The following is a 12,341-nucleotide window of genomic DNA, read 5'->3' on the forward strand; positions in this document are numbered from 1 at the left end:
TTGCATCAACTGCAGGGGATGTGGCGCCGAGCGCGGCACCTTTGTCAATGAAAACGATCGGGAAATTCGATCGTGGCGGTGGGGTGCGCCGCGCGATCGGTTCCCCAGACCGGAGACTTCAAACTAAATGAGAATAGCGTCTGTTGCTGCGGTGGCGGCATGCCTTGGCATGTTCTTCGCCGGGATTGGTACGTCGTATGCGGGGGGCATCGACAAAACCGTCAAGACTTCTGCGATTCCGTCGGTGACCAGAACGACGGGTTATCCGAAACCTGACCTGACATTGCCACGCGGATCCCAATATACGATCCTCATCCAGTCCTATGCCAAGCAATACGGCATTCCGGCCGATCTCGCTCACGCCATCGTCGAGGTCGAGAGCAACTTCAATGCCAAGGCTCGCGGAAGCGCCGGCGAGGTCGGTCTGATGCAGATCAAGCCGGCCACGGCCCGGATGATGGGCTATACCGGCTCGATCAAAGAACTCTACGAGCCTGAGACCAATATCAAGTTCGGGATGAAGTACCTGGCGAAGGCGCAGGAGCTTTCGGACGGGACGACCTGCGGCACCATCCTCAAATACAATGCCGGCCATGGCGCGAAGCGAATGAACCCCGTTTCGAAGCGCTACTGCGGTAAAGTCAAGAACATCCTGGACTGGCTGTGATCTACCGGATGTGACGCTGCAAGACATAGGCCGGATGGGTATCGCGTTCCGGCATATTGTTGATTGTTCGAAGGAATTCGGTGCGGAAGCCTGAACGGCATGCTATCTCGGTCGCGAAGCGAACATCGGGGAAGGGCATGTCGGAAAGCGTTGATTTCGTCATCATTGGCAAGGGGATGATGGGCGCAGCAGCGGCGCGTCATCTTGCGAGGGCAGGCGCCGGTGTCGCGCTTATCGGCCCCGATGAGCCGGAGGACTGGGCGAACCACGGCGGCGTTTTCGCCAGTCATTACGACAATGCCCGCATCACCCGTACGATCGACGACGACCCGGTCTGGGCGCGTCTGGCTCGGCGCTCGATCGATCGCTATCCGGAAATTGCACTGGAGAGCGGCGTCGAATTCTATTTTCCCGTCGGCTGTCTGATCGCGGCTCCGGCTCCCGGCGGCGCGTTCGATTATATCGAGAATGTCGAGCGTGCCCGCGACAGACTCGGCGTCGAGGCGCCGCTGATCCCTGGCGACGACCTTGCCGGGCGGTTTCCCTGGTTCCGCTTCCCGCAAGGCTATGCCGGAGTTCACGAGGCAAGCGGCGCAGGTTACATAAATCCTCGTTCGCTCGTCCGCGCGCAAACGATCGCGGCCGAGAAATCGGGTGCACGGGTGATTCGCTCGGAGGTGGTCTCGGTCGAAGACGGTCCCGATCGCGTGGTGGTCAGGACCATCGACGGGCACCTGGTTCGTGCCGGCCGCGCCCTGGTCGCCGCAGGCGGCTTCTCGCTATCGCAGGCGCTTCTCCCGCGGGCGCTCGATCTTGCGGTAAAGGCGCGCACCGTGCTTTTTGCGGAGGTCGGCGCGGATGATCTTCCCATCTATCAAGGCATGCCATCGCTGATCGGGGCCGCGCCGGAGCAGGAGAGAAGCTACTATCTGTTGCCGCCGGTTGCCTATGCCGACGGCAGACACTACATAAAGATCGGCGGCGATCCGACCGATCGGATCCTTGCGAGCGAGCCGGCGATCAGGGATTGGTTTCGAGGCGGTGCAAACGCGGAAGCGGCCGAACACATGCGCGGACTGCTCGCCGAGACGATCCCCGATCTGAGACCCGTTTCGACGCATTATTCGCCCTGCGTCACCGCGTTCACGCGACACGGCTATCCTTATATAGGTTTCGTGAGCGACCGCATCGCCGTGCTCACCGGCGGCAACGGCCAGGCTGCCAAGAGCTCCGACGAGATCGGCAGGCTCGGCGCGGTGCTGGTGGCGGACGGCCGGCTCGAGGCGGACGAGTACGAGACGGATTTCGCGGTCGCGTATCGTTAAGTAACCGCCGGACGGGGCGGCAGCGCCGATTTCTCTGGCGCTCGCTGCGCCGGTCGTTTAATGAGCCTCTGCCAGTTGGCCGGGCAGCCGCGCCTCGCAAGTGCCGAAAGGCCGCGGGGCGAGGAAAGTCCGGGCTCCACGGAAACACGGTGCCGGATAACGTCCGGCGGGGGCGACCCCAGGGAAAGTGCCACAGAAAGCAGACCGCTCCGCTTGCGGAGTAAGGGTGAAAGGGTGGGGTAAGAGCCCACCGCGGACATGGCGACATGGACGGCACGGCAAACCCCACCGGGAGCAAGACCGAATAGGGACGACACGGGCGCGCAAGCGCCCAGCCGGTTTCCAGGCGCGTCGTCCGGGTGGGTTGCACGAGGCTGCGCGCAAGCGCAGTCCCAGATGAATGGCTGCCAAGTTTCGTCTCTCCGGAGGCGGAGCCATACAGAACCCGGCTTACAGGCCAACTGGCTTTTTTCTTTGCAGCGCTCCTGCGGCAAAGCACGTTTCCTGAATTTCCCTGGTTCCTGCGAATCACGCCTGCGAGGTTTGCCGCACCTCACCGGCGTGGCTCGCTTTTGCGCGCGATTCCAAGGGATTAGGGTTCGGATCGTAACCCTTTGTTAAACTTAACAACCTATCAATATTTGATCATCCGCAAGGCTGGTTACGAGCTTCTCCCATTGACGCCCATTTGGTCCCATGTTATCCCATAATGGTACTGCGCAAGGGCCGTGCAATGGCCCGCCATCGCGAAATTCGAGGCTTCCGTCGATGGAAGGATCAGGCGGGCACGCACGTGCCCGGCGGGGGATCTTTGCGCGGTCGTGCGAGTGTATGTGCGGGCCGATGATCGTGGCCCGTCAATCGGGGGCGGCCGTTTCGCGTCATGAACCGCTTCTTGTCACATGTTACGAACCGGATCGATGCCAAGGGGCGGGTCTCCGTCCCTTCGGTCTTCCGTGCCGTGCTTTTGGAGGCGGGCGTGCGGGAGTTATACTGTTTTCAGGACTTCGTCTTTCCGGCGATCAGCGTCGGCGGACCGGAGCTTCTGGACCGGTTCGAGAAGCAGATGGCCGCCGAGGATCCGTTTTCGGATGCGGCCAACGAGATGTCGCTCCTTGTTCATGGGGGCGGGGTCTATGTGAAGCTCGACCCGGAGGGCCGGTTGATGGTGACGGATTTCATCCGCGACTTTACCGGCATCTCGAACGACGTGACCTTCGTCGGGCGGGGCGATCATTTTCAGCTCTGGGATCCGCAGGCGTTTGCGAGGGCGCAGGCGGAGGCCAGGGAAGGGCGCAAGCAACGGGGGCTGCGTTCGCAATAGAGTGGAGAGGCGGAATGGTGACGGATCAAGGCGGCGGAACTTCTGAAGCCGACGGCGGACCGGTTCGTCACATTCCCGTCCTCCTGAAGGAAGTTCTCGCAGCTCTGGACCCCGCTCCCGGCAAGATCATTCTCGACGGCACCTTCGGCGCCGGCGGCTACGCATCCGCCATTCTCGATGCCGGTGCCGACGTCGTCGCGCTCGACCGCGATCCGACGGCGATCGCCGCGGGGCAGTCGATGATGCACGCCAGCGGCGGGCGGCTGAAGCTCGTTCATTCCCGTTTTTCCGATCTGGCCGAACATGCGCCGGCACAAGGGCTCGACGGCGTCGTGCTCGATATCGGCGTCTCTTCCATGCAGATCGACGAGGCGGAGCGTGGCTTCTCCTTTCAGAAGAAGGGGCCGCTCGACATGCGTATGTCGGCCGCCGGGGTGTCCGCCGCCGATGTCGTCAATCGCGCGAAGGTGTCGGACCTCATCCGCATCTTCGGCTTCCTCGGAGAGGAAAAGCAGGCGGGGCGGATTGCGCGTGCCATCGAAAAGCGCCGCGCCGAGACGCCGTTCGAGACGACCCGCGATCTCGCAAATCTCATCGAGACGGTTACGCCACGCAAGGCCAAGGACAAGATCCACCCGGCAACGCGCGTCTTCCAGGCGCTGCGCATCTTCGTCAACGACGAGCTGGGCGAACTCGCCCATGCCCTGTTTGCGGCCGAGCGGGCTCTGAAACCCGGCGGCCGGCTTGTCGTCGTTACCTTCCATTCGCTCGAAGATCGAATCGTAAAGACGTTCTTCCAGGATCGCTCCGGCAAGGCGGGCGGCTCCCGCCATCTGCCGCTGGTGACGGCGCGCGCCGCAACCTTCACGCCAGTCGGCAAGCCTATGGTTGCGGCAAGCGAGGAGGAGGCGTCCCGCAATCCTCGTGCCCGGTCCGCGAAGCTAAGAGCGGGTGTCCGCACCGAGGCTCCGTCGCCGGGCGCCGATCTTTCGATTTTCAATCTGCCGGAACTGGCGAGCCTTGCAAGGCTGGGGGGCTAGAAGACGATGCTCAGAACGCTCGATATTGTCCTGATCGTCATCATGACGGCGGCCGCGACGGTCACCTACACGATCAAGCATAAGGCCGAGAACAAGCTCGAAGAGGTGCGCAGGCTCGATGCGGCGATAAAGCTCGAAGAGGACACGATCGATCTGCTCAAGGCCGACTGGGCGCTTCTGACCCAGCCGAACCGGCTGGAGAGGCTGGTGACTGTCTTTGCAGCCGACCTGCAACTCGCGCCGACCCCCTCGACGCAGCTGGCGCGGCCGGAGGAGCTGCCGATGCTGAGGGCCGATCTGCCTCCTTCCGAAGAGGACAAGAAGGCCAAGGACAAGGCGGCCGACAATATCGCCGCCGTCATCGAGGCCGATAATATCGCAACAGGTTCGGTGGCGCGCTGATGTCGTTTCTCTCTCGTATCATGGTGCTGAAGAGCAAGGCGCATTTTTCGGCGGGCGGCAATAATCGCCCTGCCGACAGCGGGCTCAACGTCGCTTTCGAAGGAACGCGCAAGAAGAGCGCAAGCCGGGCGAAAAGCCGGGTAGCGATCATCATCGCCAGTTTCGGCCTCGTCTATGCGGTGATCGGAGGGCGCCTCGTCCAATACGGTCTCGCGCAGCCGGAAACGGTTTCCTCGATCGGCCGCGCCGACAGTCTCATGGCCTCGCGGCCGGATATTCTCGACCGCAACGGAGAGGTTCTCGCAACCGATATCCGTACCGTCTCGCTCTATGCGGAGCCGCACAAGATCGTCGATGCCGACGAGGCGGTGGAGCGTTTGGCGACGGTGCTTCCCGATCTCAACGCACGCGAGATATACAACAAGCTCAAGTCGAATTCGCGCTTTCAATGGCTGCGCCGGCAACTGACGCCGAAGCAGCAGAGCGAAATACTCGCGCTCGGCATCCCCGGCATCGGCTTCCGCCCGGAGAAGCGGCGCTTCTATCCGGGCGGGCCGACTGCCGCCCACATTCTCGGTCACGTCAACATAGACAACCGCGGCGTCGCCGGCATGGAGCGCTACATAGACGAGCAGGGCCTCGCCGATCTTGCGGCGATCGGAATGACCAGCGATGCCAAGCTCGAACCGGTCAGGCTTTCGATCGACGTGCGCGTACAGAACATCGTGCGCGACGTCATCGACGCGGGCATGAAGAACTACCAGGCGATTGCCGCCGGTGCCGTCGTGCTCGACGTCCATACCGGCGAGGTGCTGGCCATGGCCTCCGTGCCGGATTACGACCCGAACAGGCCTGCGGAAGGCGCAGAAGAGGGCTGGATGAACCGCATGTCGAACGGCACGTTCGAGATGGGCTCCACCTTCAAGACCTTCACCATCGCCATGGGCCTCGACTCCGGCAAGGTGACGCTCAACGACAGTTTCGATGCGACGGCGCCGATCCGCATCGGCGGCTTCACGATCAAGGACTTCCACGGCAAGCGCCGCGTGCTCACAGTGCCGGAAATCTTCCAGTATTCCTCGAATATCGGCACCGCCAAGATCGCCGACCTGATCGGCATTCCGGGCCACAAGGAGTTCCTCACCCGGATAGGCCTGCTGACGAGGCTTCCGACCGAACTGCCGGAAGTCAAGGCGCCAAGCCAGCCGCGCGAGTGGAAGAAGATCAACTCGATCACGATCTCCTTCGGCCACGGCGTTTCGACGACGCCGCTGCAGACGGCGGTCGCAGGTGCCGCGCTGGTCAATGGCGGCAAACTCATCCCTCCGACCTTCCTGCCGCGCAGCGAGGAAGCGGCGAGCGAACTCGCGAGCGCCGTGGTCAAGAAGAGCACCAGCGAAGACATGCGCTATCTGCTTCGCTGGAACGGCATTGCCGGTTCCGGCAAGCGGGCGCTCGTTCCGGGTTTCAATGTCGGCGGCAAGACCGGCACGGCCGACAAGGTCGTCAACGGCCGCTATGCCAGCGACCTGAACTTCAATGCCTTCCTTGCGGCGTTTCCGATCGACGATCCCAAATACATGGTGCTGACCTTCATCGACGCGCCGAAGACCGGCGAAGGCGGGGGACGCACGGCCGGTTCGAATGCCGCCCCGATGGTGCGCGACATCATCAGCCGCTCCGCTCCGCTGCTCGGCGTGGAGCCGAAATTCGGAGAAGACGGTTCTGCCTTGCTTGTGTCTTATTGACCGTGAAATGAAAGGCGGACGATTCGCGATTCCGCTGCATGGCTCCCTGAACCCGGAGTCGATTCAAGGACGAGACCATGCTGCATTCAAAGTGTTACGGCGACCTTTGCGCGTCTGAAAAGACGCACGGCGCTGTTGGATCATATCGATGTGAGACGTGCAGTTCATGAAGATCACGGACCTGGCGGGATCGAATTTCCCGGAACTTTCGGCGCAGCTGAAGGGCGACGCCGCGACCATCGAGATCGGCGGCATCACGGCCGATAGCCGGCAGGTCAAGCCCGGCGACCTCTTCGTCGCGGTCGCCGGATCGAAGGCGGACGGGGCTGCCTACATAGCGGACGCGCTGTCTCGCGGAGCTTCGGCGGTCGTCGCCGGAACCGGCACCCCGGCAGAAGCGGGTGCGCCCGTCTTTGCGATCTCCGACCCGCGCAGGTTCCTTGCAAAAGCGGCATCCAGCTTCTACGGACGCCAGCCGGAGACGATGGTGGCGGTCACGGGTACGGCCGGAAAGACGTCCGTTGCCTCCTTCACCCGGCAGATATGGGCGCATAGCGGTTTCTCGGCGGCGATGATCGGCACCACGGGGGTCGTGGCGCCCGGCCGCACCGAATACGGCTCGCTGACGACCCCCGACCCGGTATCCCTGCACAAGCTGCTTGCCGAACTTGCCGACGAGGGCGTGACCCATGCGGCAATGGAGGCTTCGAGCCACGGGCTGGACCAGAGGCGGCTGGACGGGGTCGAGCTCGCGGCCGCCGCCTTCACCAATCTCGGCCGCGATCACATGGATTACCATCCGACTGTCGAGCACTACATGGCCTCCAAGATGCGCCTCTTCGGGGCGCTCCTGCCGAAAGGTTCGCCGGCGGTGATCTTCGCAGACGACCAATGGTCCGCCGAGGCGATCGCTGCCGCTCGCAAGGCAGGCCACGATGTGCGAACCGTCGGGCGCAACGGCGATTTCATCGCGCTGAAGCGCGTCGAGCACTTCCGCCACAAGCAGTCGGCGGAAGTTCATGTCGGCGACGACATCTACGAAATTCACGTTCCGCTCGCCGGTGATTTCCAGATCGCCAACGCGCTCGTTGCCGCGGGCCTCGCAATGTCCACCGGGATCACCGCAAAGGCGGCATTCTCGGCGCTGGAGAGGCTGCAGGGCGCTTCGGGGCGGCTGGAGCTCGTCGGACAGACGAAGGACGGTGCACTCGCCTATGTGGACTACGCCCACAAGCCGGACGCACTCGCAAACGTGCTGGAGTCCGTGCGTCCCTTTACCACCGGCCGGGTCGTGGTGGTTTTCGGGTGCGGCGGCGACCGGGACAAGGGCAAGCGCCCGATCATGGGAGAGATTGCCAGCCGCCTCGCCGACGTCGTGATCGTCACCGACGACAATCCGCGCTCGGAAGTACCGGAAGTGATCCGTGCCGAGATCATGGCCGCGGCCAAGGGAGCTACGGAAATCGGCGATCGCGCCGAGGCGATCCGCGCGGCTGTCGGCATGCTGAAGACCGGCGATACGCTGATCGTTGCCGGAAAGGGGCATGAAGAGGGGCAGACGGTCGGTTCCGTGACGCTGCCTTTCTCCGACCACGCGGAGGTCCGCAAGGCACTGGGAGGTCTTTGATTTGAACTGGCTCTGGACAAGCAGCGATCTTCTGGCCGCGATGAACGGCCGCCCGGTCGGAAACCTGCCGGAAGGTATCACCGGCATTTCGATCGACAGCCGCACGATCGGCGACGGCGAGGCCTTTTTCGCGATCAGGGGCGATCGCGTCGACGGCCACGACTATGCCGGTATCGCGCTTGCAAACGGAGCCGCGCTCCTGGTCGTCAGCGAAGCGAAGCTGCCGGCGCTCGGGCGCCTGATCGCCCCGATGATCGTCGTCGACGACGTGCTGGAGGCGATGATCCGGCTCGGTTGCGCGGCACGCGACCGCAGCGCGGCGAAAATCATCGCCGTCACGGGATCGGTGGGCAAGACCACCACGAAGGAGATGCTGAGGCACGTGCTGTCGCCCCTCGGCCGGGTCCACGCCTCCGTGGCGTCCTTCAACAATCACTGGGGCGTGCCGTTGACGCTTGCGCGCATGCCGGAGACGACCGATTTCGGGGTCTTCGAGATCGGGATGAACCATGCGGGCGAAATTCTGCCGCTGACACGGATGGTTCGTCCGCATGTGGCTGTTGTGACCAGCATTGCCGCCGCCCATCTCGGCAATTTCACGAGCCTGGACGAGATCGCGGCGGCCAAGGCCGAAATCTTCGAAGGCGTGGTCAATGGAGGTCATGCGGTCATCAATCGGGACAGCGCGCAATACGATCTCCTCGAAAGGGCGGCTGCCGCGGCCGGGGTGAGCCATGTCCATTCCTTCGGCGCAAATCCGAGATCGGAATTCCGTCTGGCCGAGTTCGCCGGCGGAGCGGAAGGCTCGGTGCTCTGGGCCGGCATCGGAGGCAGAACGCTTGAAATCGCGATCGGCGCCCCCGGGCGCCATATCGCGGAAAACGCCTTGGCGGCGATCGCCGCGGCGACGCTGGCAGGCGCGGATACCGACCGCGTCGCCGCGTCGTTTGCGACCATGCAGCCGGAAAAGGGCCGGGGGCTGCGGCATCGCCTCAGGATCGGCACCGGGCACCTCACCGTGATCGACGAGAGCTACAACGCCAATCCCGCGTCGATGCGGGCGGCGATCTCGCTTCTTCGCGACGCCGAGCCGGCGCCCGGCGGGCGACGCATCGCCGTTCTCGGCGACATGCTGGAAATGGGCGAGCATTCGGCGGCTGTTCATGCGGCGCTTGCGGGACCCGTTGTCGAGGCGGGTATTGCCGATGTCTGGCTGGCCGGACCCGAGATGGCCCATTTGCGCGACGCTCTGCCGCCGGAGGTATCCGTCGTTCATCGAGATGTGGTGGGCGATCTCACGGCCTACGCCCTCGGCGCGGTTTCGGCCGGCGACGTCGTGATGGTCAAGTCTTCGAAAGGCACGGGTTGCGCAAAGATCGTCCAGGCGCTTCTCGATGCCTATCCGCAGGAGACGGCCGGAGCAGGGGAAGTATAGGGACGTTGCCACCGCTGCATGTTTCCTCGAACCGGAACCGGTTTACGGAAGAACATGCGGCAACTGAAAGCGTGACGGCGGCTCTTGTACGCCCGAAAGGGTGCGCGGCGCCGCAGTGCTGGTGGATACGGCCTTCGGCCAGGGGAAATGGCCTAACATAGTCGAACGCAAGCGGGTATCTTCTGGCAGATGATTCTGTTGGACGATGTCCGATTATAAACTTCTGGGGGAAAGGTCCCTTATGCTGATCTGGCTTGTGGAACTGGCGGACCACTTTCAATTCTTCAATCTCTTTCGCTACATCACCTTCCGTACGGGGGCGGCTCTCTTTACCTCTGCCTTGATCGTGTTCCTGTTCGGCCCCGCCATGATCGCCTCGTTGCGCATCCGCCAGGGCAAGGGCCAGCCGATCCGCGCCGACGGCCCCCAGACGCACTTCAAGAAGGCCGGTACGCCGACCATGGGCGGGTTGATGATCCTGACCGGCATCGTGGTGTCGTCGCTGCTCTGGGCCGATCTGTCCAGCATCTACGTCGTATCGACGCTTCTGGTGACGCTCGGTTTCGGCGCGATAGGCTTCTACGACGACTATCTCAAGGTGACGAAACAGTCGGAAAAGGGCTTCTCCGGCAAGGCACGACTCGGCATCGAGTTCGTGATCGCCGCCGTTGCCGTCTTCTTCATGATGCAGGCGGCGCTTTCCGCAGGGGCGGCGGGTTCCACCTTCGGCTCGTCGGTGACCTTTCCCTTCTTCAAGGACCTGATGCTCAATCTCGGATATTTCTTCGTGCTGTTCGGCGGGTTCGTCATCGTCGGCGCGGGAAATTCGGTAAACCTGACCGACGGCCTCGACGGGCTCGCGATCGTTCCCGTCATGATCGCGTCGGCCGCATTCGGGCTGATCGCCTATCTTGCGGGTAACGCCGTCTTCGCCAATTACCTGCAGATCCATTTCGTGCCCGGCACCGGCGAACTCGCGGTGATCCTTGGCGCCGTGATCGGCGCGGGACTCGGCTTCCTGTGGTTCAACGCACCGCCTGCCGCGATTTTCATGGGCGATACGGGTTCGCTTGCGCTCGGCGGCCTGATTGGCACCGTGGCCGTCGCGACCAAGCACGAGATCGTCATGATCATCATCGGCGGGCTCTTCGTCATCGAGACGCTGTCGGTGATCATCCAGGTCTTCTGGTTCAAGCGCACCGGGCATCGCGTGTTCCTGATGGCGCCGATCCACCATCACTTCGAGAAGAAGGGCTGGACGGAAAGCCAGGTGGTGATCCGTTTCTGGATCATCGCAGTGATCCTCGCAATGGTCGGCCTCTCCACGCTGAAGCTGCGGTGAGCCACGATGATCCCGGTCACCTCATTCAAGGGCAGGAAGGTCGCACTCTTCGGGCTAGGCGGCTCGGGCCTCGCTACGGCTCAGGCACTCGTTTCGGGCGGCGCAGATGTCGTGGCGTGGGACGACAATCCTGACAGCGTCGCCAAGGCTGCCGCGGCCGGAATAGCCACCGCTGATTTGCGCGGCGCCGACTGGCATGCCTTCGCCGCCTTCGTGCTTTCGCCCGGCGTTCCGCTGACGCATCCGAAGCCGCACTGGAGCGTCGATCTCGCGCATCAGGCCGGCGTCGAGATCATCGGGGATGTGGAGCTCTTCGTGCGTGAGCGGCGCAAACACGCGCCCGATTGCCCCTTCATCGCCATCACCGGCACCAACGGCAAGTCCACGACGACGGCGCTGATCGCCCATATCCTCAGGACAAGCGGGCGCGACACGCAGCTCGGCGGCAATATCGGCACCGCGGTGCTGACGCTGGACCCGCCGAAAGCAGGGCGCTTCTATGTCGTCGAATGCTCATCCTACCAGATCGACCTTGCGCCAACGCTCGACCCGACCGCCGGGATACTGCTCAACCTGACGCCGGATCACCTGGATCGCCACGGCACGATGCAGCACTATGCGGACATCAAGGAGCGTCTGGTGGCGGGGAGCGGAACGGCGGTGGTCGGCGTCGACGACAGCCTCTCGAGCCTGATCGCCGACCGGGTGGAGCGGGCAGGAACAAAGGTCGTGCGTATCTCGCGCCGCCACCCTCTTGCCGAAGGCATCTATGCCGAAGGCTCGGCGCTGATGCGTGCGCAGGACGGGGCATCGTCGCTCTTTACCGATCTCGCCGGGATCCAGACGCTGCGCGGAGGGCACAATGCCCAGAATGCTGCGGCTGCGATCGCCGCCTGCCTGGCGGTCGGCATCTCCGGGAAGGATATCGTCGACGGCCTCAGGAGCTTTCCGGGCCTCAAGCACCGGATGCAGCCGGTTGCGAAAAAGGGAGAGGTCGTCTTCGTCAACGACAGCAAGGCGACCAATGCAGAGGCTGCAGCCCCGGCGCTTTCGAGTTACGACCGAATCTACTGGATCGCCGGCGGTCTGCCGAAGGAGGGCGGCATCACGTCACTGGCGCCGTTCTTCCCGAAGATCGTCAAGGCCTATCTGATCGGAGAGGCGGCCCCCTCCTTCGCCGCGACACTCGGCGAGGCAGTGCCCTACGAAATCTCCGGGACGTTGGAAAAGGCGGTTGCGCACGCGGCAGCGGATGCGGCGCGGGACTCGCAAGGTCCGGCGGCCGTGATGCTTTCTCCGGCTTGCGCAAGCTTCGACCAGTACAAGAACTTCGAGGTGCGCGGAGATGCCTTCGTCGGCCATGTGGCGGCGCTCGAGGGCGTGAGCATGCTGATCTGACGGCTCCGGCCGGTAGTGGATGTTGGCGCACTA

Annotated in this window: 10 protein-coding genes and 1 other RNA gene; all 11 read left to right on the plus strand. The window is 63.4% G+C overall.

What is annotated here, in order from left to right; translation table 11 throughout:
- Positions 1-127: 127 nt before the first annotated feature.
- The 11 genes from JOH52_RS13020 (at position 128) to murD (ending at position 12,308) form a co-directional block, all read left to right on the plus strand.
- The gene (locus JOH52_RS13020; RefSeq protein ID WP_010969754.1) at positions 128-667 is read left to right on the plus strand and encodes a lytic transglycosylase domain-containing protein; all 540 of its coding nucleotides are present in this window, start codon (positions 128-130) and stop codon (positions 665-667) included.
- 137 nt (positions 668-804) lie between these two features.
- On the plus strand, positions 805-1,992 hold the full coding sequence (locus JOH52_RS13025) for an NAD(P)/FAD-dependent oxidoreductase (RefSeq protein ID WP_010969753.1): 1,188 nt from the start codon (positions 805-807) through the stop codon (positions 1,990-1,992).
- 71 nt (positions 1,993-2,063) lie between these two features.
- An RNA gene (gene rnpB / locus JOH52_RS13030) (RNase P RNA component class A) lies at positions 2,064-2,461 on the plus strand.
- A 414-nt stretch (positions 2,462-2,875) separates the two neighbouring features.
- Positions 2,876-3,316 (plus strand): division/cell wall cluster transcriptional repressor MraZ, encoded by a 441-nt coding sequence (mraZ, locus tag JOH52_RS13035; protein ID WP_010969752.1) that lies wholly within the window; start codon positions 2,876-2,878, stop codon positions 3,314-3,316.
- A 14-nt stretch (positions 3,317-3,330) separates the two neighbouring features.
- Entirely contained in the window at positions 3,331-4,356 is a 1,026-nt protein-coding gene (rsmH, locus tag JOH52_RS13040) for a 16S rRNA (cytosine(1402)-N(4))-methyltransferase RsmH (RefSeq protein WP_003529142.1), read from the plus strand.
- 6 nt (positions 4,357-4,362) lie between these two features.
- Positions 4,363-4,758, plus strand: a complete 396-nt coding sequence (gene ftsL, locus JOH52_RS13045; RefSeq protein WP_003529141.1) for a cell division protein FtsL — start codon at positions 4,363-4,365, stop codon at positions 4,756-4,758.
- On the plus strand, positions 4,758-6,506 hold the full coding sequence (locus JOH52_RS13050; protein WP_010969751.1) for a peptidoglycan D,D-transpeptidase FtsI family protein: 1,749 nt from the start codon (positions 4,758-4,760) through the stop codon (positions 6,504-6,506). The genes ftsL and JOH52_RS13050 overlap by 1 nt, the downstream gene beginning before the upstream one ends.
- Positions 6,507-6,672: 166 nt before the next feature.
- A complete protein-coding gene (locus JOH52_RS13055; protein ID WP_010969750.1) occupies positions 6,673-8,133 on the plus strand; it encodes a UDP-N-acetylmuramoyl-L-alanyl-D-glutamate--2,6-diaminopimelate ligase in 1,461 nt (486 codons plus the stop codon).
- A gap of 1 nt (position 8,134) precedes the next feature.
- Entirely contained in the window at positions 8,135-9,568 is a 1,434-nt protein-coding gene (locus JOH52_RS13060) for a UDP-N-acetylmuramoylalanyl-D-glutamyl-2,6-diaminopimelate--D-alanyl-D-alanine ligase (protein WP_013844642.1), read from the plus strand.
- A gap of 241 nt (positions 9,569-9,809) precedes the next feature.
- Positions 9,810-10,910, plus strand: coding sequence for a phospho-N-acetylmuramoyl-pentapeptide-transferase (gene mraY / locus JOH52_RS13065; protein WP_003529135.1), 1,101 nt, complete (start codon positions 9,810-9,812; stop codon positions 10,908-10,910).
- A 6-nt stretch (positions 10,911-10,916) separates the two neighbouring features.
- The gene (murD, locus tag JOH52_RS13070) at positions 10,917-12,308 is read left to right on the plus strand and encodes a UDP-N-acetylmuramoyl-L-alanine--D-glutamate ligase (RefSeq protein WP_010969748.1); all 1,392 of its coding nucleotides are present in this window, start codon (positions 10,917-10,919) and stop codon (positions 12,306-12,308) included.
- Positions 12,309-12,341: the final 33 nt, after the last annotated feature.

It is taken from the genome of Sinorhizobium meliloti, from assembly GCF_017876815.1.
Classification (GTDB): domain Bacteria; phylum Pseudomonadota; class Alphaproteobacteria; order Rhizobiales; family Rhizobiaceae; genus Sinorhizobium; species Sinorhizobium meliloti.